The following is a 20,569-nucleotide window of genomic DNA, read 5'->3' on the forward strand; positions in this document are numbered from 1 at the left end:
GCCCTCTCGATACTGAATCAGTGCCAGTTCGAGCGAGCGCTCCGCTGCATGCAAGGCCTCGACCAGTAATTCGGTGCGTTCTCGGGTTTTGACCATTGCCAATGCCGCGTTATCCATCTCCCGGGCCGCATTGAGCACCACGCTGCGATAGGACTCAATGGCTTGCTGCAGGCGGACATCCTGAACCTGAACATTGCTCTGAATAAGACCCCAGTCAAAAATATTCCATCTCAGCGATGATCCCAACGTGAGGCTGGTCGCGGAACCCGTGCCGGGCAAGCCACTGTCTGACCAGCCAAAACCGCCGAGCAGGGCCACCGAAGGATAGAAATCCGCCTCGGCAACCCCAATTTGGGCCGACTGCGCAGCGGCTTGCCATAGGGCAGAACGCACATCGGGTCGCCGGCGCAGTAACTCTGCCGGAACACCTGCAAGGCTGTCCGGCTTCACGGCAGGTAGCCGTTGGTCACGACTATTGAGCTCGGGTAAGTCATCGGGGGAACGGCCCAGCAGTGCCGCCAGCGCGTTCTCGATTTGCCCAAGCGCCTGCTCCAAAGCCGGTATCGACGCCAAAGTGGCAAAATAACTCGCCCTCGCCTGCTGCAAATCCAATTCGGAGTTTTCACCGTTGGAGAACAGGGCCGATGCAATATCCAGACTCCTTTGCTGTATCGCCGCGTTTTCCTTGGCGATGCTGATTCGGCGCTCGGCCGTGCGGTAGGCATAATAGGTATCGGCCACCGCAGCGCTCAATAAAACCTGGGCATCCTGCTGATTGGCAACCGACGCAAAAAAAACGCTATCCGCAGACTCTATTCCCCGTGCAAACCGACCCCAGAAATCCAACTCCCAGGCCGCCGACAAACCGATATCGGTCTGCGTAAAATCGAGATCTCCACCGCCTGATTGATCCTGGACAACATAGTTTGCACCACCAGTGACCAGTTGCTGTTGTGGCAGACGTGCAGCGCCCGCGCCCTGGAGCACGGCTCTGCTCTCGATCACCCGCAATCCGGCGATACGAAGCGACGGATTATCCGCCCTGGCGGCCCGCTGTAACACATCAAGTTCGGGATCACCGAACAGCGACCACCAAAATGTTAAATCGGTGGCCTCACGATCAGCGGCAGTGACATTGCCGTAGAGGCTACTCTGCCACCGATCCAACCAGGGCACCGCTGGCTCTGAAAAATCAGGCCCCACACTCGCACAGCCCTGCAAGACACACAGTATTCCTGCGGCTGTTGAATTACGCCAACGCAATAGCAGCGACATCGGTTATGCGATCACAAGCACAATGAACCCGCGCGGTCAGGAGTCGGGGGTTTGCGAAGTAAGGGGCTCTCTGCCGTCGCAGACAAAGTCCACCCATGCCATAAAAATCTGGTAGCCCACGGCAAGCACGACGGCGCCGACAAACAGCCCCAGCATACCCATCGATACCATGCCACCTAATGCGCCAAGCAATATGACCGGCATAGGCGCATCAACACCGCGACCGAGCAGCATGGGCTTGAGAAACCCATCGGCGGTTCCAGCGACGATGAAATAAACCGACGCGATCGAGTTCGCCAGCGTAGAGCCATCACCCACACCCCAAAGATAGGCGATTATGGGCAGCGTAATGAGTAGCGCCGGCAATTGTAGAATTCCCAAAAAGAATACCGCGAAGGTGAGTAAACCGGCGGCCGGAATGCCTGCCAGCAGGAAACCAACGCCGAGGAGCAGTGCCTGAATCAGCGCCACCCCGATAACACCCACAGCTACTGATCTGACAGTCGCCGTGGACAACCGCAACACCTGTTGCCCTCGATTATTACCGGCGTCTCCAACCAGGGCGTGCAACACCCGCTCCATCGCCGCTGCGCCCGCATGGCCATAAGCCATCATCACCCCGGCAATAATCATCGAACCCATGGATAGCAAGACAGCACCCAGCATACTGGTCGCTGAGTTCAGCAGCACTGACGCGTAGTGGGACACCTGATCTTTGTGATCCCGCAATGTTCCCGCGAAATCCTCAGAGGCGGACTCCCACAACGCGATCAGATTTTCGCCGACAATAGGGATTTTTCCAACCGCAGGATTTACCGGAGGCACCTCAAATTCACCGCTTTTCATATTCGAGAGCACGTCAGTCGTATGATCGACCGCCGAAATACCCAGCGTCACCATCGGTACACCCAGTATCAACAGGATCGCGAGTACCATAAGTGTCGATGCTCGTCCGGCGCGCCCATCGAACTTCGGCACCAGTTTTTGGTGCAGCGGAAACAGCGTCACCGCCAGGATTACTGCCCACAACATAATGCCGAAAAACGGGGCGAAAATACGGGCACAGGCGACGACGACCAGAGCTATCAGGCCGACGCGAATCAATGCATGAACTAGATGGCGAGAGAGCTCTTCACCGGGGTTGGTTTCATCATTCAAAACTGTGCACTCACTGTATGATTTTGTTTCAGGCTTGCAACTGACGCGACACCAAGCGTACACGAAAACCCCGTCATTCTGCCCGGGAATCCGGCCCCATACACCTAACCAACACCCGACAGCTCTCTGGATTGCGCCAGCATTGTCGCCATTTTTTCCTGCACGACACCGATAGCCTTGAGCGGGCGGATCATTACCTTGAACTCTGTGACCAACCCCGCCTCGTTCCAATGGATCATATCCACGCCATTAACGATGACGTCGTCGACCTGCGTCTCGAACTCGAGCACCGCATCGCTCGGGCCAACCCATTCACGAACATATCGCAACTTTGGTCCTAAAACGCCAAATGCCGCCGACAGGTAAAACATCGTTATCGCTCGACCCTGTTGCGGCGTGTGTATCACAGGAGACCAAAAGCAGCAGTCCTCGGCGAGCCAGTCGTGCAGTTTGGAGGGATCTTTAGCCGCAACAATCTCGTGCCAGCGCTGAATCACGGCATGGGATGTCATAATGCTGCGCAGTCCTGTGCCATCGTTGCAATGCGCCCATTTAACCAACTGGCATTAGCGTCCCCGCCCGGCGTCCGTTGCTGTAACCGGCAAGCCGTTATTTCCCTCGGAACGAAACCGAACGCACTAGCGGTTAACATCGACAAGGAATCTGCCCCGGTGCGCCCCTGACAAAACATCACCCGCCTTGCGAATGGACTCCGCGAGTGAAATTTCGCTGATGACGGCGTCCAAATGTCGAATATCGAGATCACGGGCCAATCGCGCCCAGGCGAGTTCACGCACGCGCATTGGCGCCATAACACTGTCGATGCCGTACAGGGTGACGCCGCGCAGAATAAAGGGCATCACCGTCGACGGGAATTTCATACTCTGCGCCAAACCACAGGCAGCGACGGCACCCCGATAACTCGTCTGGGCGCAGGCATTGGCGAGTGTCGCCCCACCTACCGCATCAACCACACCCGACCACCGTTCTTTCTGTAGGGGCTTTCCAAGCTCGCCCAGCTCAGCCCGATCGAGAATTTCCCTGGCCCCCAGCGCTCGGAGATAACTCTCCTCAGCGGTCTTCCCTGTCACTGCCGTCACGGTATACCCCGCCGCGCTGAGTAGCGCGATCGCCAGACTACCCACACCACCGCTGGCGCCCGTGACAAGCACGGGGCCGCTATCGGGCTCTAAACCATGATTGACCAGGGCATCGACGCAAAGACTCGCGGTATAACCCGCCGTTCCGATCGCCATAGCACTGCGGCTGTCAAAAGCATCGGGGATCGACTGTAACCAGTCGCCACTAACACAGGCCTGCTGGGCCAGCCCTCCATTATGGGCCTCGCCGACTCCCCAACCGTTGAGCAGCACTCGATCCCCTCGCTGCCATTTTTCATGGGCGCTATCCGTCACCGTGCCTGCGAAATCGATGCCCGGTATAAGTGGGAACGATCGCACTACGGGTGAGGCTCCAGAAATCGCCAATGCATCCTTGTAATTAATTGTGGAATACTCGACTGCGACGCAAACCTGCCCGTCACCGGGAGCACCGAAACCTTCATGCTCTTTGAGCGATACCCGTTGGGCGTCTTCGGTTTTATCGATAACAATGGCTTTCATTGAAGTGACCTTATTCGAAGTCGGGGCGAACCGCGATCGCATCGTAATGGTAACCTGCTCCGGAGCAAAGCATTTGTGACGCTAACTGGCCCCTATTTCATGATTCTCAGCGCCCTTGGCTTTGCCTTGATGGGTGCACTTGTAAAAACAGCCGGTGATCTCGGCATTCCATTGATGCAGATTATTTTCGCCCGCGCGCTGGTGTCGGTGTTGCTAAGCCTTTTCGATATCCGCCGTGTGTCGATACACCCGCTGGGGACACAGAGGGGTTTGCTCCTGATACGCGGACTGGTGGGATTTGCGTCGCTGAGCTGCGTTTATTACGCCGTTCTGACCCTCTCCTACGCAGAGGCGACGGTGCTGCAATATATGCATCCTTTGTTCACCACGGTGCTCGCACTGCTACTGCTCGGAGAATACCCGACACGCCGGACCCTGACCTGCGTGGTGTTTAGTTTTGCGGGGTTGCTGGTTATGGCGCTTCCCGGTCTATCTTTCGGGGGCGTTGGCGGCCTGCCGCCCTGGGGTGTCGCCGCCGGTCTCGCCGGCGCAGCTGGTAGCGGTTTGGCCTACACCATTGTGCGCAAACTTGCCCGATCCGAACACCCATCGGTCATCGTGCTTTATTTTCCGATGGTCTGTATTCCCGGCAGTCTGATCCTGGGATGGAACGCGTTCGTCCTTCCAGACACAACCGGACTGCTGGTTTTACTCGGTGTAGGCTGCTTCACACAATTGGGGCAGGTGGCACTGACCCGGGCAATGCAAGTCGAAACCGCAAGCCGAAACACCAGCTTGAGTTACATCCAGATTGTGTTCGCGGCATTGCTGGGCTTCTGGTTTTTCGGAGAAACACCCAATTACGAGACTATGGCGGGAATCGTGTTAATTCTCGCGGGTGCAGGCATCAGCCTCCGTGCACCACCGGAGGCACCCGCCTGAGTTTACTGCAGTGCCGGTTGCTCGCAGCCGATAATCAGGCCAGGTTGCCCGCGTGAAAGCGCAGGTGCGACTCAATAAACGACGCGATAAAAAAATAACTGTGGTCATAGCCTGCCTGCAGTCGAATGGTCATCGGGTAAGCTGCACCTTCGCTCGCCTCCATCAGACGTCGAGTGCGCAACTGCTCGGCGAGAAAGTCATCCGCCGATCCCTGATCCACGAGCACGGGCAAGTGCTGTTTCGCCGCCTTCACAACTTCACAGGCATCGTGAGCCTGCCAGGCCGACCGATCGTCGCCGAGATAATGTGTTAACGCCTTTTCACCCCAGGGACACTCAGTCGGCGCGCAAATCGGCGCAAATGCAGATACCGAAGCGTAACGATCGGGATTAGCCAGGCCGATGGTCAGAGCACCATGCCCCCCCATGGAGTGTCCGGAAATAGCGGCTCGGGACACATCAACAGGGCAGGTTTCGCCAACCACCGCGGGCAACTCATCGAGCACATAATCGTACATTCGATAATGGGTGCTCCAGGGCGCCTGGGTTGCATTGACATAGAATCCCGCACCGAGCCCAAAATCGTAGGCGCCCTCAGGGTCATCCGGCACATCGTCGCCGCGGGGGCTGGTATCCGGCGCAACAATCGCGATACCGAGCGCTTCAGCCGCCGCCTGGGCGCCGGCCTTGGTAACAAAATTTTCGTCCGTACAGGTGAGCCCCGACAGCCAGTACATCACGGGAACCTTCTGATGGCGGCTGCTCGACGGCAGAAACACCGAGAACACCATCTCACAATTCACACTTTCCGCGCGATGTCTGAAACGCACCTGACGACCACCGAAACACCGATTTTCGGCAATGATTTCTGCCATCATCAGTACAACACCACCGAGCGGATGCTCTCACCCGAATGCATCAGGTCAAACGCCTTGTTGATGTCATCAAGCGGCATCGTATGGGTGATCATATCGTCGATATTGATCTTGCCTTCCATGTACCAGTCGACGATTTTCGGGACATCGGTTCTGCCCCGTGCGCCGCCGAAAGCGGTACCACGCCATGAGCGTCCGGTCACCAGCTGGAAAGGCCGGGTGGATATTTCCTGACCTGCGCCGGCAACGCCGATGATGCAGCTCTGGCCCCATCCCTTGTGGCAGCACTCCAGTGCCTGGCGCATCACCTGCACGTTGCCGATACATTCAAAGCTGTAATCAACGCCACCGCCGGTCATCTGTATCAAATGGTCAACGACATCATCGACCTCTTTGGGGTTGACGAAATCCGTCATACCGAACTGACGACCCAAAGCCTCTTTCGCAGGATTCATATCGATGCCGATAATGCGTGTGGCGCCGACCATTCGGGCGCCCTGAAGCACATTGAGTCCGATTCCACCCAGACCAAAAACGGCCACCGTTGAACCCGGCTCCACATTCATGGTGAAAGCGACGGCACCGATGCCCGTGGTCACCCCGCAGCCGATGTAGCAAATCTTGTCAAAGGGCGCATCCTCGCGCACCTTGGCAACGGCGATTTCTGGCAACACCGTGAAATTGGAGAATGTGGAGCAGCCCATGTAATGCAGCAGGGGCTCACCGTCGAGGGAGAATCGACTGGTTCGATCCGGCATCAAGCCCTGACCCTGGGTTTCGCGCACCGCCTGGCAAAGGTTGGTTTTGGGATTAAGGCAAAAATCGCACTGGCGGCATTCGGGGGTATACAAGGGAATAACATGGTCGCCGGGTTTGACACTGGTGACGCCTTCACCGACTTCCACTACCACACCCGCGCCTTCGTGGCCGAGAATCGTTGGAAAGGCGCCCTCCGGGTCATCCCCTGACAGGGTGAAAGCGTCGGTATGGCAAACACCGGTCGCCTTGATCTCTACCATGACCTCACCGGCCCTGGGTCCCTGCAGGTCAACCTCCGCAATCTCGAGAGGTTTACCGGCACCAAAGGCAACAGCCGCACGCGTTTTCATAAGACAGACTCCCTGGTCGTTGGAAAAGGTTTCAGTTTAAGCATTGATTAAGCTTTTTACATCGACACCATCATCGGCAAGCATCTCTGCCGGCGGTGATATCCCCTGACTGAGCAGGCGTCGCCCGATCATAAATTCCTGGGGGCGATTAACGGCATCCACCGCGAGCAATTGATCACCGAGCAGGTAGAAAGCAGCGAAACTGCGCCCCGCGTCGATGTCACCGCGAACAACCACGCGATCGAAACCCTGCGACAGCCCCGCGATTTGCAGCTTGATATCGTATTGATCGGACCAGAACCAGGGCAGCGCGGAGTACGCATCACGCTTGCCGCAAATTGTCGCGGCCACGACTTTCGCCTGATCAACGGCGTTTTGTACCGATTCAAGCCGAATCTGACGCTGATAGATCGGGTTGAAATGGCTCGTGCAATCGCCGCAGGCGAGAATATCCGGGTTACTGGTTTCAGCGAATTCATTAACCAGAATACCGTTGTCGACGTCGACGCCCGCACTCTCCGCAAGGTCGACCTCGGGGAGAATACCAATGCCCACAACCACCACGTCAGCCGGGTATTCGGCGCCATCGGCGGTGGTCACCGCCGCGACGTTCTTATCGCCGACAATGGATGAAACCATCGCATCGACATGGATCGACACCCCTTCCTCGGTGTGCACCCTGTGGTAAAACTCGGACAGCTTTGGCGCCGTAACGCGCTGGAGAATACGCGACATGGCTTCGAGTACCGTCACCTCCATGCCCAGCTTTCGCATTGCTGCGGCGGTTTCCAGACCGATGTAGCCGCCACCGACAATAACTGCGCGACTACCAGGAGCTACGCGCTGGCGAATAGCCTCGACGTCTTCAATGGTACGAAGATAATGAAGGCCATTTAAATCGCTTCCCGGGAGGGAAACCTGCCTCGCTTTTGAGCCTGTGGCCAGCACCAGCTTGTCGTAGGGTATGACCTCTCCGTCATCCAGCGTTAGTTCCTTGGCCGTCGCATCAACCGCGATGGCCCGCCGGCCCAGCTTGAGAGTGACCTCAGCCTTTTCATAGGCTTTTTCGGGCCTGATCAAGATTTGATCGATACTGACATCGCCAGAAAGAAAGGTCTTCGACAACGGAGGCCGGTTGTAGGGCAGATAGGGTTCGTCGCCGACGAGCACTATTTCGCCCTCGTACTTCAACTGCCGCAGGCTAAAGACGACCTGGGCGGCGGCGTGGCTCGCGCCCACAATGACACAACGCGCCATCTCTTCCTCTCCTTGTAGTGTTCCAAAATGACCGGATCCAACGCGCAATTACCGCGGTCAGCCGCCCGATTCGAAAAAGTGTAACATTCACCGGGCAGTAAACGCCGCCATTGAGACCGATTTAGAGAAACGTATTTCGCCAGGATAAACCCCGTCATTCAACGGTCGAGCATCCGCACAGATTTAGAGGAGTCCGTCTTTTAGTAGGCTCAGGCGCAAGCTAATCCGGGCCTCCGCCAGGTTGGACACGTGACAAACCACCCGCGCCCCACAGTGTGCAGCGCAACGCCATGCGCCCGATTCAATGGGCAGTGACTGTCACGACCCCAACGAACTCCGGGAATACGACATATTTCCGCTCAGCGGAGTTGATCCGTACCGGGTAACCGTGGGTATATCTTTGCTAAGCGTAGCCGATTCCCGTCTATATACCTGTGGTGGGCACGCCTAAATGCGGCTCTATTAGGCCTTGACCAGCGCCTCCGGTATCGGGATATTTGGTCGGGACCCATCCAGAGCGCATGGCCACGTAAAAATACGTGGCCTGCTCCCGTGGTCAAGCGTGAAGATAGAGCCGACCCACGGCGAAGTTTCCCAGTAGCGAATACAAAAGGTGACCCACTCATGAAATCCCAGAACGCGAACCTCCAGCGCCCGGCCAGCAAGCCGCGCTTACTCACAGCGGCGATTTGTGCACTCGCCTCCTCGTCAGGCTCACTACTACTTCCCGCGGCGGCGCAGGCCCAGCTTGAGGAAGTCGTGGTTACCGCACGTGCGCGATCAGAATCCCTGCAGGACGTACCGAGCACGGTTACCGCGTTCACCGCGGGCCAGATTGATGACATGGGTATCCAGCGCGCCGAGGATTTCATCTCGCAAACAGCGGGCGTGAGCATGATCAACACGGTTGAGACCGGCGATTCTTCGCTGTCCATTCGCGGCCTCAATGGCGCGCGGGACGCCGAAACCAACTTCGCGCTGATCATCGATGGCATTCTTTACGTCAACACCTACGCCTTCAACCGCGAATATGCGGATCTCGAGCAGATCGAAATCCTCAAGGGCCCACAGGGCGCTCAATACGGTCGATCTGCAGCCGCAGGTGCCGTCATCATGTCAACCAAGCGCCCGACGCAGGAAACCGAAGGCGAGTTGAAATTCAGTTTTGCTGAAGACAACACCTACACTGGCCTCGCGACAATAGCCGGTGGACTCAGCGAGAACGTCGCCGGTCGCCTCACCGTGGATTACCGCACCTCCGATGGCTTTTACAGCAACTCCTTCCTGAATGACGATGTGGTTGATAATCAGGAAAACTATGCGATTCAGGGACGTTTGGTGTTTGACCCCACTGACACCCTGTCGATCGATACCAAACTGCGATATGGCAAGTCCGAATCGGCAGCGATTGCCTTTAACGCGGGCTTTGCGATTCCCAGCTTTCAGGCCTTTGGCACCCCGGGCTCTGAAGCGTTTTACCAGGACGTCAACGATCACGACTTTATTTTCTCGAACAACGTAAAGCCCGACAACCAGCAGGACGTCTGGGAATTCTCAATCAAAGCGGATTGGCAGTTCGACTGGGCCAGCATGACCACCTGGATGGCCTACAGCGACACCGAGGACTCCTTTATCGCTGATGGCACCTCCGGCGCCTTCGGCTTCTACAACGGCACTGAAGCTTGTCAGAACACTCTCGATGCGCTTGCGCCCTCTTACACGCCGGATGTACCGGGTGGTGTTACAGCGCTACCCGCGCCTACGTTCATATTTGGTTCCGCTCCCGGTGCTGCAGTCCTTCCGCCCTACAGCCCGACCACCTGCGATGGCTACCAGTATCAGGAGCGCTTCCAGGAAGACATCAGCTTCCAGATTCAGTTTGACTCACCCGCCGATCAAGCCCTCCGGTGGCAGGCCGGTGCGTATTTCCTCGATATCGAGCGCTACCAGGCGGTCAGCCAGGCCCTGGATGACGGTACCAACTGGCCGAACCCCTCGGGCAATACACCCCAGGAAATCTTCAGCCCGCTCACCGATGCCATGGTGAACGATACTTTTGACACCACGGTATTGGCGGTGTTCGGTTCGTTTGCCTACGACATCAGCGATCGTATCGAGCTTTCAGTCGCTGCGCGCTACGACCGGGAAAAAAGAGAAGCCACCAACAATGTGCCCTCGCCGGCCGATGGCAACTTCTCCAACTTCATCGACTTCTGCGGTGGCCAATGTACGCTCGACGGCGAGACGCTCCCGGCATCACCACTCAACCCGGGCTTTGTTAACTTCGACGACTTCACCGTCGCCTCTGAGATTGGCAAGCGCAGTGAAACCTTTGACCAGATTCAGCCCAAAGTCAGCCTGACCTGGGATGTCACCGACGACACAACCGTGTACACCAGCTGGGGCGTAGGCTTCAAGGCGGGTGGCTTCAACAACGCGGGCTCTACCGAAATCGTTGATTTTTATCTGGTGCAAAATGGCGGCGCGCTGGTCGCACCGCCGGTGCTATTCGAGGAAGAAACCTCCAGTGCGTTCGAACTCGGTTTCCGTTCAGCGCTGCTCGACAATACGCTTAACCTAAATGGTGCGGTGTTCTACACCGAAGTCGACGACATGCAGTTCTTCGAATTTTTTGTCGGTCCGTTCGGTCTGTTGAGAACCGCCTCCAACATCGACGAAGTGACGCTGCAGGGCTTCGAGTTGAGCGCCCAGTGGGCCATGACGGATGCCTTGCGTCTTGACGTGGGCTACTCTCAGGTCGACGGTGAGATCGACAAGAACTCACTGCGTGATTACACCGTGGGTAACGAAGTGCCCAACAACCCCGAGTTCACAGCCAACGCCGCATTGCAGTACACCCAGCCTATTGGCGACTGGGAGATGTTCGGTCGGTTCGAGTACTCCTACAAGGGCGATACGTACTACCACACCGTGCAGGATGACATTGTCCCCGCGACGCTGTTTGGTGGTCCGCCTGCCAACTACGACGTGACCAAAGTCGACGGCTTTGGCCTGGCTAACGTGCGTCTGGGGCTGCGTTCCATGAACTGGAGCATCACAGCCTTCGCCCAGAACGTCTTCGATGAGGAGTTCATCGCGGAAGTGATTCTCGCCCCCGAGTTTGGTGGCGGCTTCATCAGCCCGGGAACCCAGCGTCGTATGGGTCTTGAAGTGTCCTACAACTTCTAAGCGACCATCGACGAAAAAGCCGGCCCGGGTAACCGAGGCCGGCTTTTTTATGTTTCATCGCCGATTTCAGGGATCGCCTTTAATACTAGAGGCTGATAGTGGAACCCCCATCGACAGCAATAACCTGCCCAGTCAGGTATCGGGCCTTATCGGACAGCAGGAACACAACGACATCGGCAATATCCCGTGGATCGCCGACACGGCCCAATGGCACGGTGCCCGCAAACGCTTTTAAACCCTCCTCGCCCAGCGAATTTACCGGATCCAGGGTTTGCGCACTGCGAATCACACCCGGAGCAATGCCGTTGACACGTACCTGATGCGGCGCTAACTCAAGGGCAGCGGCGCGAACCAACCCCGCCACGCCACCTTTGCTCGACGAATAGGGAATATGCTCCGACCAGCCCAGCAGAGCGCCTACGATTGAAGATAAACAAACCACAGCGCCCTCTCCCGCCCGCTTCATTCCCGGCGCTGCGGCTCTCAGCACACGCATCATGCCCTTCAGATTGATATCGAGGGTCACATCCCATTGGTCATCGGTCAGCGTATCGAGCGGTAATGTTTTGGCAATACCGGCGTTGAGTACCAGTGCCGATAGCGATCCGTGCTCCGCGTCGATCTCAGACACCAGGCGGGTGACGGCATCCGAGTCGGTCACATCCAGAAAACGAAACTCGGCGTCCCCGCCTGCCTCACGTATCGCAGCAGCGGTCTCCTCTCCCTCGGATGTGAGGACATCGGTCACATAGACGGTGTAGCCCTGCTCCGCGAGCGCTACGGCCGAGGCCTTTCCAAGACCGATACCACCACCGGTGATCAGCGCGGTTTTTTTGCTCATAGTCCTTCCTCTGTTGCGTTATGTAATGACAAATAAGTGGGCTTATCTATTGTTCATACCGCCGTCCTTCAACGCGCGCTCTCGCTACAGAAACGCATCACCGCCGTTCGGGCTCAGGCATTGGCCTCTAAAGTGGGCCGCAGCGTCGCTGGCCAGGAACAAATAAGCACCGACGATATCGTCGACCTCGGCCAGACGGCCTGCAGGAATTTTGGCGCGGATAGCAGAAATCACTTCTTCCGGCACATCGGCAAGCATGGGTGTCATCGTGGCGCCAGGGGCGACGCAGTTTGCCGTAACCTGGCGATCACCAATCTCCAGCGTAAGACTGCGTGTGAATGACAGTATCCCGCCTTTCGCCGCCGTGTAATGGGCAAAGCCCGGTGCACCGATGTACGCCAATTGGGAAGCGGTGTTGATAATTCGACCGCTGTTGCGCGCATAAAAATGGGGCAACACCGCACGCGTGCACAAAAACGTCCCCACCAGATGGACATTCAGCACCTGCTGGAACTGCTCAAGGGAAATCGACTCTATGGGTGCGCTGTGTGCAATACCGGCGTTGTTGACCAGAATATCGAGGTGGCCACACTGCTCGATGACCTGCTTGAACATCCCGTCAACCTGGGATTCGTTGGTCACATCAGCGGCGATAGCATGGGCGCTGCCGCCGGCGTGCTCCACGGCATTTACCACCGACAGCGCCGCCTCACGGTCGGCCTCCCCCCTGTAGTTAACAAATACCGTCGCGCCCGCCGCTGCGAGAGCTGCCGCCACAGTGGCACCAATCCCCGAACTTGCCCCCGTTACTACAGCGACTTTTCCGGCAAGATCAACTATCAAATCACCCATGGAACCCCTCTCCGAATTAGCGATAGAAAGACCAGCAGAACACTGCGGCATCGAGTAAAACCGTGTTTCTGCAACAGATTTTAACTTGCGTTATCACTGGGTTATAGTCAATCAAATAGTTCCCCTACTCCGCACCTGAACCACTCGAGGATGACGACGATGTCTGCGACTTACAAAGAGCAAGCCCGACATGGCGCACTGCCGGAAACCACTCACGACGAACTCGCGCGACAACACTTTGTTCGCTCCTTCAAGGAGTATTTGGTCGGCGCCATCCACCCGGGACTCGAGACCGCCTACGAAAAACGCGCCAAGCCCACATTCGAGGCTGAGCATCAGCGCGAGCCGGAAACCATGCAGGAAGTCGGCACGGTAATGAAACAGGACAGCCACTATCAGGCCTGGAGTTCACTGCTGCGCACCAGTCAGGAAATGATGTGGTCCTCAGCCCAGATTCCTGTAGAGCGAACCCTACCCTCGCTGGTGGGGAATGCTCGCAACACCCCACCCTGCGGCTCGCTGACCCTCGACCCCAAGCTCATGACACCCGCGTATCACACTGCGGTCGATATTCACTGCCAACCCGGCGGTTACCACACCGAATACACGGAGGATGACGTCGCCCAGGGCGCGATTTATGACCGCGCCGTTTATCTGTATGCGATGGGACAAATGGGCGTGAACAACGCGGATATGGGTGACAGCACGGTCGCCTGGCTGCAATCCGAATACCCGGACTTTGTTCCCGAGAAAATCCTCGATATGGGCTGCGCGGTGGGTCACAGCACCCTGCCCTACGCCAGCAGCTTCCCCGATGCCGAAGTCCACGCTATCGACGTGGCCGCCCCGATGTTGCGACATGCCCACGCCCGCGCCTCCGCAATGCAGCTACCCGTGCACTTTTCTCAGCAAAACGCCGAGTCCACACATTACGCCGACAACTCCTTTGACCTGGTGGTCTCGCATATTCTGTTGCACGAAACCTCGTCGGCTGCGATTAAAAATATTATTGGCGAGTGTTATCGTGTGTTGAAGCCCGGCGGTCTTATGCTGCATGTTGAAACGCCTCCCTATGAGGGGATGTCGCCCTTCGAAACCTTCCTGTTTGATTGGGACAGCGAAAACAACAACGAGCCCTTTTGGCGCAAGAGCCACCAGCTGGATCTCGATGCCCTGGCGAGTAATGCCGGTTTTGAAAAGCCCATCATCAAGGTTATGGCACCGAGTGCCTTCCAGGAAACCCAGCGGTCGATGACGTTTCAGGGGGGTGACTTTGGTGGCGGTGGTGTCTGGTTTATCTACGGATGCCAAAAATGAGTGGCGAAGGCGTTACGCTAAAGCGTCGCGCAAAAGGGAAACGGCCGTTCTATTTTTCCGATCCCGACGTCGATCGACTGTTGTCAATGATCATGGCGCTTGCAGGAGAACTGTCGGTAACGCGGGATCGGCTCGATACGCTCGAGCGAGTTGCCCAGGAAAAGGGATTGTTCTCACAGGTCGACATCGAGACCTTCGCGCTCGATGAGGAAGCGCTCAGCGACCGATCAGCACGCCATCAGACACTATTCAAGGAGGTCACCCGCATTATCTCGGCAGAGCTCGAGGGCCTTGACGATACCGATGCCAGTGACTACAGCGCGGTCGTCGCCCAGGTCGAGAACGACGACGCCTGATCCTGTCCACCCTACCGGTAATCGGTTATGACCAATCCCAGTTTTATCGACGCCTTCAGTCAGGCCTTCACACCCGATATTGAGAGCAGCGCGCTGATCGTCATCGACATGCAGAATGCTACCGGTAACCGCGGGATGGGACTGGGCAAGCTATTAACTGAACGCGGCGAAGACGCCCGCGCCACCTATCGCTACGATCGTATCGAAACGGTTCTCGAACCCAATATCGGAACCTTGCTCGATTATTTCAGAGCGGCGGGCGGGCACATTATTTACATTACCTACGGGGCCAATCGCGCCGACGGTGAAGACGCGCCAGCGCATATGGCGCCCATCATACGCGCGACCAACAATATTGCCGGTCAGCCAGAACACGAGATCGTTGACGCTCTGAAGCCCAAGACAGGGGAACTTGTGCTCAATAAAATTACCCAGGGCGCGTTTCGCTCTACTGCGCTGGACAGCACCCTTCGGGCGCTTGGCGTCAGGACCGTTATAGCCACAGGAGTTTCGACCAACAACTGCGTCGCCATGACGGCGATGGAGGCCTGTGATCTGCAATACCAGGTGGTCGTGGTCGAGGACGCCACGGGTACTGATAGCGACGAGATGCAGCAAGCGACGCTCACCATGCTGCGCCGCCTATGGTCACGGGTGATGAGTACCCAGGAGTTAATCGCAGAACTGAACGCCGCGTCAGGAGCCTGAGCATCCTACCTCGGGGGACCTTACTGGGCGCGTTACTGATCGCGGCAAGCGCCGTCATGCTGGCCAGCAAGGGCCTGTTCGCCAAGGCGCTTTATACTCAAGGGCTCAATTACCATGACGTCGCAGCGATTCGTTCGGTCCTCGCCGTGCCCGGCTTTGTGCTTATCGCCGTTATCAACGGACAACGCACCCGCAGGAGTCAGTCCTTTTTTACGCCCTGGGCCATCGTAGCTGCCGCAGCTTCGGGGCTGCTGTGCTACTACCTTGGGTCGCTGATGGACTTTTACGCGTTGACCCTGATCCAGGCGAACGTAGAACGCGCGCTGCTGTTCTCTTACCCCGCTATGGTGGTTGCACTGCAAGCCGTGCTTACACGACGTTGGCCACCCCTGTCGACACTGGGCGCGCTGTGCGCAACCACCGTCGGCATTGTCCTGGTCACGGGCGCTGCCGATACCACATTAACTGCCGAAGAGATCGAGGGCGTCGCCTGGGTCCTGTTCTGCTCAATGACGATCGCGATTTACTTTCTGGTCAGCGCCCGCCTGACCCTCTCAATGGGGTCCGCCAACTTCACGGCCATTGCGATGACCGCGGCCGGGGTCGCCTTTCTCGTACATTATCAGCTCACCACACCGGGGTGGCTGGCCATCGATCTCAACGCGGGAAGTGCACTCACCATGCTGGGACTGGTCGTTTTTGCCACCATCCTGCCGCTTTTTTTTATGGCCGAAGGCGTGCGACGTATCGGGGCCTCCCGCGGCGCACTGATCAGCACTTTGGGCCCGCCAGCAACCGCCATCATGGCTTATGAATTTTACGGTGAAATCCTCACCCCGGCACAGATCATCGGCACCCTGTTAGTTGTGCTGGCGGTCGCCTTCCTCGAACTGCGATCGCGACAGCGCCAGAAAACGGCGAACGCGGCAGCCGAGCACGCACACAATACAACGGAAAAACCCGCCTAGTACTCCTACACCCAGCAGGGGTGAACGCTCGGCGCTTTCCTCATAAACGGCGCTTTCCTCATAAACGGCACTTTCCCCATAAACGGCACTTTCTATAAACACCTCTTTCTGTGAACGGCGTTTTCTATAAACGTCAGTTTGTATAAAGGCCGGTTTGCTACCGGCACGTCTACCACGACACGGTCACTGGTTTTCAAGAAGGGAAATGAGTAAACGCGTCCGCGGTCAGGCGAGAGGTGCGATAGGTATTGATCAGCGAGCCTGCAACGGGATAGCCCATCGACATTCCGCAAACCAGCATTTCCTGCTCGGGGGCGTTGATTAACGGCGTGATGCTGTCGTGATAGGGGCAGAAGGCCGCCTGGGCACAGGTCTCCAGGCCTCGGGCTCGCGCGGTAAGCATCAACGACTGGAGAAACATACCGTAATCGAGCCAGCTTCCCGGCTCCATGTCGCGATCAATGGTAAAGAAAAACCCTACCGGCGCACCGAAAAACTGGTAATTGCGTATCCGGTAACCCTGCACCGCCGCTTTATCGCTTTTATCGATACCCAATAAACCGTAGAGGCCAAAACCGGTTTCGCGCCGACGACCAATATACGGCTGGCGCCACGAGCGAGGATAATAGTGATACTCCGCCTCGCCCTCGTCACCGCTCAAAAAGCGCTCGACACAGGCGTCGGTAATCTTTCGCTGCAGCTCGTCTCTGACCACGTAAACGTGCCAGGGCTGAATATTCGAGCCCGAGGGCGCTCGTGCCGCGGTACCCAGCATGGATTTTATAAGGTCATCGGACACCGCCCGACTCGCGTCAAAATCGCGAATACTCTGCCGGCCCTCGATCGCGGTGATCACATCCATTGACTGTCCTGCTCATTTGGCTTGGTTTGGGAATAAACGGGTATACGCGGACAAGGGGGTTGCAATCAAGTCGGGAGGCTCCAGCGCTGACTCCTGCGTCCAACCAGCGCCTAACCGGCATTCACCCCACACTGCCCGGCGCGGTAGTAGACGGCACCACCCGTGCCTGTTTTCGTGCGATTACGCTTTGGGCAAGCCCATTACCGCGTCGCACAAAACAACCGAACATTGTTAGGGCGAGGCGCTGCTTGCGAGCGTAATCGGTGTCCTCACTTAGGGATGTAGCGTCTTGTTTGGGGGAGTGATAGAGATCTGGCCCGCCCGGAGAGATTCGAACTCCCGACACCCAGGTTCGAAGCCTGGTGCTCTATCCAGCTGAGCTACGGGCGGAGGACGGCAAGGTTAGGTAGCCTTGGCCGTCGCGTCAAGTCTTATCGGGCAAACCCCGTAGCATCGACATAAAAAGCGCTGTCTTTGATTCGTCGACTTCCCGGGTGCTGATAAACGCCGCGTGGGTATCCGCAGCGGCATTGGGATTGAGCTCGATACCCCACAGCCCCCGCACGCGATTGGGGAGTATCGAATAGCGAATATCGGTGATTCGATACTCCCCGCGTGGGTCCATTGCCAGATAGCCCGCAGAGAACCATCGAAAACGCTCGATATCCTGCGCCTGCTGGCTCTTGGGGTCCAGCCAGGGGATATCTTTGGAGATATTGAGTTTGGCCACGGATTCACCGGGATAAACCGAGGGCTGCCAGCCGACGCGCACAGCATCGACGTAATACCGGTCGTCGTACTCATAGATCGTCTTGAATAAAAGAAGGTTGCCAAAACTGGGTTTCGCATCAACCGCAGCCGGCGTATGCCCTCGGGACAGGGCAAGTTCAGCACCACGGGCGACGGCGCGCTCGTGCTGCCACACACCCAGCGACAAATAGACCAGTGCCCATGCGAAACCCATACGGGCCCATAGCGGTTGTTTTTTCAGCAGCGCCATAACCACCAGCACAAACAGCGGCACCGTAAACAACGGATCGATCACCGATACATTGTTCCAGGCGATGCGAGCATCGCTAAAGGGCCAAAACAGTAAAGTCCCATAGCTGGTACAGGCATCAAGTAGACCATGGGTGGCATAGGCAATGCCTGCAATGAGCACAGTGTCCCGATAGCGCATTTGGCGTCGCACAAACGCATAAAACACGGTGCCAAGCATTAGGGCGGCGATCGGAATAAAGACCAGCGAGTGGGTAAATTGACGGTGGTATTCGAGAAACAAAAGCGGATCAACATCAGACCGGATCAATATGTCGAGGTCCGCTGCCATACCCGCCAGCACACCCATCGCGGCGACATCAAGCCTGTGCGTCGGTGGTGCTGCGGAAGCTGACCCAGTGGGTGCCAGGGGGGTAGGTATAGAGAGTGCCGCTGAGGCACCCAGGGCACCTTGGCTCAAAGGGTCCATATCAAGTCCTGTTAAGAATCCGTGACCGGTTGCGCATCGCTTTTGTGCGTGGCCAGCAGCTGTCACGACGCAGTGTTATAATAACTGGGTTGGGCGACGCGCTGCACGTGCCATCGCCTCAGCGCTGAAACCGCCCTTCAAATACCCAACACAATCAAGGCAAGTCGATGACACAACTCGATGAAATCGCGGGTGCAATCCTGTTTTCCGATCAAAACAAAGCCCTGCTCGCCCACATGCTGGAACAGGCATTGCGACAGCCAATGACTCCCATGGAACCTGCTGCCGCTCAAAAATATATGGAGCAGGTTGCTGTTCACGTTGCCAAGGACGAAGAAACCACTATTCGTTTACTCCAGGTCGTCGAGCTTAAAAGCAGTGAGTCGCGGTACCTGATGCGGGTTGCTCTCATGGAAAACGATCGCGCCATCGGTCTCGACATCATGGATGTTGAGAACGGTCAGTTTTTTGTGCCGGAGAGCTGTCCCGTGGTCGTTCTTGCACCAATGACGGTAAACTGAGTGCGCGAACGCGTCGCCTCGGTAACATTGGTCGCGCTGGTTGCCTACTCGGCGATCGCAACCGATCTTTACCTTCCGGCCATTCCCGATATGGCAGCGGAATTTGGCACCGACGCCGGTGCCGGACAATTCACACTCAGCATTTTTATGATTGGCATTGCTGTGGGTCAGCTGTTGTTCGGACCCCTATCGGATTATTTCGGCAGGCTCCCCGTCGCCACAGCAGGCACCGTGCTGTTTCTCGTGACCTCTATCGCCTGTGGTCTTGCGCAATCCATCGAGATGATGTGGTTGTCCCGCGGACTACAGGGTTTCTCAGCGGCCAGCGGGTTGGTCATTGCCCGAGCCATCGTCCACGATCGCTACCACGGCAACCGCGCCGCACAAGTGATGTCGACGCTGGGCGCCGCCATGGCGCTAGTGCCTTTGGTAGCACCAATCATCGGCAGTTGGCTATTGGTCTTTGTCGGCTGGCGCGCGACTTTCGGAGCACTGGCCGTGTTTGCCGTGCTCGTGCTCTTGGGATTGCGGACTTTCGACGAGACGGCGCCCGCCATCGGTCAGGGACCGTTTGGGCTGAAATCAGTGCTCCGCCAATTTGCGGCTTGCCTGCGCAACCGCCAGTTCATCGGTTACCAACTTTGCGGAGCTGCGTCTTTCTCCGCCATATTTGCCTATTTATCGACCGTCTCATTCATCATGTACGACGTCTTTGCTGTGCAGCCCATTAATTTTGGCTACGCGTTCCTGATCACGGTCGGCGGGTTTATGTCGGGCAGTCTGCTCAGTTCCCGAGTGGTGATTCGATTGGGCCTCGACCGCACCCTGTCGATGGGTTGCATCCTGGCATTGATCGCTGCGCTTTTTCAGTTCTGGTTTGCGCTGCAAACCCCGGTTTCAGCGCTCGTGATGGTCATTACAACGTTCTCTATTTTTCTGGGGATCGGGCTTACTTTCGCCAATGCCTCCATGGGCGCCGTCGCGCTGTTTCCCAGGAATGCGGGCGCCGCCTCGGCGGTGTACGGCTTTATCCATGCCCTATCGGCATCGGCTGCCGGTTATCTCGCGGGCGCCGCGTATGACGGCACCGTGGTCCCAACAGCGGCGGCCATATTGATCGGTACAGCGATCGCTGGAATTGGGCTGTTACTGGTAAGAAGCAGTACGAATACCGACACAAGTGCAGCTATAACCGGTTGATGGCCAAATATAGTGCTGGTTTGCCTCTAGCTTCGCGGCATAATTAGACC

19 protein-coding genes and 1 tRNA gene are annotated in these 20,569 nt (G+C 57.1%); 8 read left to right on the plus strand and 12 right to left on the minus strand.

Annotated features, from left to right (window positions below):
* The 4 genes from NOR51B_RS12730 to acuI form a co-directional block, all read right to left on the minus strand.
* Window positions 1-1,275, minus strand: a 1,275-nt coding sequence (locus NOR51B_RS12730; RefSeq protein WP_040482115.1) for an efflux transporter outer membrane subunit, incomplete at its 3' end; no start/stop codon positions are given.
* A gap of 36 nt (window positions 1,276-1,311) precedes the next feature.
* Window positions 1,312-2,433 (minus strand): AI-2E family transporter, encoded by a 1,122-nt coding sequence (locus NOR51B_RS12735; protein ID WP_009021102.1) that lies wholly within the window; start codon window positions 2,431-2,433, stop codon window positions 1,312-1,314.
* Between the two features lie 104 nt (window positions 2,434-2,537).
* On the minus strand, window positions 2,538-2,945 hold the full coding sequence (locus NOR51B_RS12740) for a nuclear transport factor 2 family protein (RefSeq protein WP_009020223.1): 408 nt from the start codon (window positions 2,943-2,945) through the stop codon (window positions 2,538-2,540).
* 126 nt (window positions 2,946-3,071) lie between these two features.
* A complete protein-coding gene (gene acuI / locus NOR51B_RS12745; protein ID WP_009021300.1) occupies window positions 3,072-4,055 on the minus strand; it encodes an acrylyl-CoA reductase (NADPH) in 984 nt (327 codons plus the stop codon).
* 75 nt (window positions 4,056-4,130) lie between these two features.
* Between acuI and NOR51B_RS12750 the strand changes: the two genes are divergently transcribed.
* Window positions 4,131-4,997, plus strand: coding sequence for a DMT family transporter (locus tag NOR51B_RS12750; protein WP_230198469.1), 867 nt, complete (start codon window positions 4,131-4,133; stop codon window positions 4,995-4,997).
* Between the two features lie 34 nt (window positions 4,998-5,031).
* On the opposite strand, the gene fghA is transcribed toward NOR51B_RS12750, so the two are convergent.
* From fghA to NOR51B_RS12765, 3 genes are read right to left on the minus strand one after another with little or no spacing between them, the layout of a single operon-like run.
* Window positions 5,032-5,874 carry an S-formylglutathione hydrolase gene (gene fghA / locus NOR51B_RS12755; RefSeq protein ID WP_009021590.1) on the minus strand — a complete coding sequence of 281 codons (843 nt, stop codon included), beginning with the start codon at window positions 5,872-5,874 and terminating at the stop codon, window positions 5,032-5,034.
* Window positions 5,874-6,980, minus strand: coding sequence for an S-(hydroxymethyl)glutathione dehydrogenase/class III alcohol dehydrogenase (locus NOR51B_RS12760; protein ID WP_009021128.1), 1,107 nt, complete (start codon window positions 6,978-6,980; stop codon window positions 5,874-5,876). Before NOR51B_RS12760 ends, fghA begins: the two co-directional genes overlap by 1 nt.
* A gap of 36 nt (window positions 6,981-7,016) precedes the next feature.
* Window positions 7,017-8,237, minus strand: a complete 1,221-nt coding sequence (locus NOR51B_RS12765) for an NAD(P)/FAD-dependent oxidoreductase (RefSeq protein ID WP_009019171.1) — start codon at window positions 8,235-8,237, stop codon at window positions 7,017-7,019.
* Between the two features lie 624 nt (window positions 8,238-8,861).
* Here NOR51B_RS12765 and NOR51B_RS12770 point away from each other — a divergent pair.
* Window positions 8,862-11,426: a TonB-dependent receptor gene (locus tag NOR51B_RS12770; protein WP_009020398.1), complete on the plus strand. Its 2,565-nt coding sequence runs from the start codon at window positions 8,862-8,864 to the stop codon at window positions 11,424-11,426.
* An 85-nt stretch (window positions 11,427-11,511) separates the two neighbouring features.
* On the opposite strand, the gene NOR51B_RS12775 is transcribed toward NOR51B_RS12770, so the two are convergent.
* Both NOR51B_RS12775 and NOR51B_RS12780 read right to left on the minus strand, forming a co-directional pair.
* Window positions 11,512-12,267 (minus strand): SDR family NAD(P)-dependent oxidoreductase, encoded by a 756-nt coding sequence (locus tag NOR51B_RS12775; RefSeq protein WP_009019023.1) that lies wholly within the window; start codon window positions 12,265-12,267, stop codon window positions 11,512-11,514.
* A gap of 84 nt (window positions 12,268-12,351) precedes the next feature.
* Window positions 12,352-13,119 carry an SDR family NAD(P)-dependent oxidoreductase gene (locus NOR51B_RS12780; protein ID WP_009020683.1) on the minus strand — a complete coding sequence of 256 codons (768 nt, stop codon included), beginning with the start codon at window positions 13,117-13,119 and terminating at the stop codon, window positions 12,352-12,354.
* A gap of 159 nt (window positions 13,120-13,278) precedes the next feature.
* Between NOR51B_RS12780 and NOR51B_RS12785 the strand changes: the two genes are divergently transcribed.
* From NOR51B_RS12785 to NOR51B_RS12800, 4 genes are read left to right on the plus strand one after another with little or no spacing between them, the layout of a single operon-like run.
* Entirely contained in the window at window positions 13,279-14,436 is a 1,158-nt protein-coding gene (locus tag NOR51B_RS12785) for a class I SAM-dependent methyltransferase (RefSeq protein ID WP_040482116.1), read from the plus strand.
* Window positions 14,433-14,792, plus strand: a complete 360-nt coding sequence (locus tag NOR51B_RS12790; RefSeq protein ID WP_040482117.1) for a hypothetical protein — start codon at window positions 14,433-14,435, stop codon at window positions 14,790-14,792. The genes NOR51B_RS12785 and NOR51B_RS12790 overlap by 4 nt, the downstream gene beginning before the upstream one ends.
* 27 nt (window positions 14,793-14,819) lie before the next feature.
* On the plus strand, window positions 14,820-15,500 hold the full coding sequence (locus tag NOR51B_RS12795; RefSeq protein WP_009021375.1) for a cysteine hydrolase family protein: 681 nt from the start codon (window positions 14,820-14,822) through the stop codon (window positions 15,498-15,500).
* Entirely contained in the window at window positions 15,437-16,468 is a 1,032-nt protein-coding gene (locus tag NOR51B_RS12800) for a DMT family transporter (protein WP_081443973.1), read from the plus strand. Before NOR51B_RS12795 ends, NOR51B_RS12800 begins: the two co-directional genes overlap by 64 nt.
* Window positions 16,469-16,661: 193 nt before the next feature.
* Here NOR51B_RS12800 and NOR51B_RS12805 read toward each other — a convergent pair whose 3' ends face one another.
* The 3 genes from NOR51B_RS12805 to NOR51B_RS12815 all read right to left on the minus strand — a co-directional run bounded on the left by NOR51B_RS12805 (window position 16,662) and on the right by NOR51B_RS12815 (window position 18,798).
* Window positions 16,662-17,330: a nitroreductase gene (locus NOR51B_RS12805; RefSeq protein WP_009021447.1), complete on the minus strand. Its 669-nt coding sequence runs from the start codon at window positions 17,328-17,330 to the stop codon at window positions 16,662-16,664.
* 313 nt (window positions 17,331-17,643) lie between these two features.
* Window positions 17,644-17,720 (minus strand) — tRNA-Arg (locus NOR51B_RS12810).
* 34 nt (window positions 17,721-17,754) lie between these two features.
* Window positions 17,755-18,798 (minus strand): metal-dependent hydrolase, encoded by a 1,044-nt coding sequence (locus NOR51B_RS12815; protein WP_040482118.1) that lies wholly within the window; start codon window positions 18,796-18,798, stop codon window positions 17,755-17,757.
* 167 nt (window positions 18,799-18,965) lie between these two features.
* Here NOR51B_RS12815 and NOR51B_RS12820 point away from each other — a divergent pair, with 167 nt between their 5' ends.
* Window positions 18,966-19,319, plus strand: a complete 354-nt coding sequence (locus tag NOR51B_RS12820) for a hypothetical protein (protein WP_040482119.1) — start codon at window positions 18,966-18,968, stop codon at window positions 19,317-19,319.
* Window positions 19,320-20,519: a multidrug effflux MFS transporter gene (locus NOR51B_RS12825; RefSeq protein ID WP_009020458.1), complete on the plus strand. Its 1,200-nt coding sequence runs from the start codon at window positions 19,320-19,322 to the stop codon at window positions 20,517-20,519.
* Window positions 20,520-20,569 lie beyond the last annotated feature (50 nt).

Origin of the sequence: Luminiphilus syltensis NOR5-1B (assembly GCF_000158175.1) — a bacterium.
Lineage (GTDB): Bacteria > Pseudomonadota > Gammaproteobacteria > Pseudomonadales > Halieaceae > Luminiphilus > Luminiphilus syltensis.

Bases quoted from the DNA above. Each gene is read 5' to 3' on its own strand.
- NOR51B_RS12740 (WP_009020223.1), bottom strand. From the start codon at position 2,945: ATGACATCCCATGCCGTGATTCAGCGCTGGCACGAGATTGTTGCGGCT.
- acuI (WP_009021300.1), bottom strand. From the start codon at position 4,055: ATGAAAGCCATTGTTATCGATAAAACCGAAGACGCCCAACGGGTATCG.
- fghA (WP_009021590.1), bottom strand. From the start codon at position 5,874: ATGATGGCAGAAATCATTGCCGAAAATCGGTGTTTCGGTGGTCGTCAG.
- NOR51B_RS12760 (WP_009021128.1), bottom strand. From the start codon at position 6,980: ATGAAAACGCGTGCGGCTGTTGCCTTTGGTGCCGGTAAACCTCTCGAG.
- NOR51B_RS12765 (WP_009019171.1), bottom strand. From the start codon at position 8,237: ATGGCGCGTTGTGTCATTGTGGGCGCGAGCCACGCCGCCGCCCAGGTC.
- NOR51B_RS12770 (WP_009020398.1), top strand. From the start codon at position 8,862: ATGAAATCCCAGAACGCGAACCTCCAGCGCCCGGCCAGCAAGCCGCGC.
- NOR51B_RS12775 (WP_009019023.1), bottom strand. From the start codon at position 12,267: ATGAGCAAAAAAACCGCGCTGATCACCGGTGGTGGTATCGGTCTTGGA.
- NOR51B_RS12780 (WP_009020683.1), bottom strand. From the start codon at position 13,119: ATGGGTGATTTGATAGTTGATCTTGCCGGAAAAGTCGCTGTAGTAACG.
- NOR51B_RS12785 (WP_040482116.1), top strand. From the start codon at position 13,279: ATGTCTGCGACTTACAAAGAGCAAGCCCGACATGGCGCACTGCCGGAA.
- NOR51B_RS12790 (WP_040482117.1), top strand. From the start codon at position 14,433: ATGAGTGGCGAAGGCGTTACGCTAAAGCGTCGCGCAAAAGGGAAACGG.
- NOR51B_RS12795 (WP_009021375.1), top strand. From the start codon at position 14,820: ATGACCAATCCCAGTTTTATCGACGCCTTCAGTCAGGCCTTCACACCC.
- NOR51B_RS12800 (WP_081443973.1), top strand. From the start codon at position 15,437: ATGGTCACGGGTGATGAGTACCCAGGAGTTAATCGCAGAACTGAACGC.
- NOR51B_RS12805 (WP_009021447.1), bottom strand. From the start codon at position 17,330: ATGGATGTGATCACCGCGATCGAGGGCCGGCAGAGTATTCGCGATTTT.
- NOR51B_RS12815 (WP_040482118.1), bottom strand. From the start codon at position 18,798: ATGGACCCTTTGAGCCAAGGTGCCCTGGGTGCCTCAGCGGCACTCTCT.
- NOR51B_RS12820 (WP_040482119.1), top strand. From the start codon at position 18,966: ATGACACAACTCGATGAAATCGCGGGTGCAATCCTGTTTTCCGATCAA.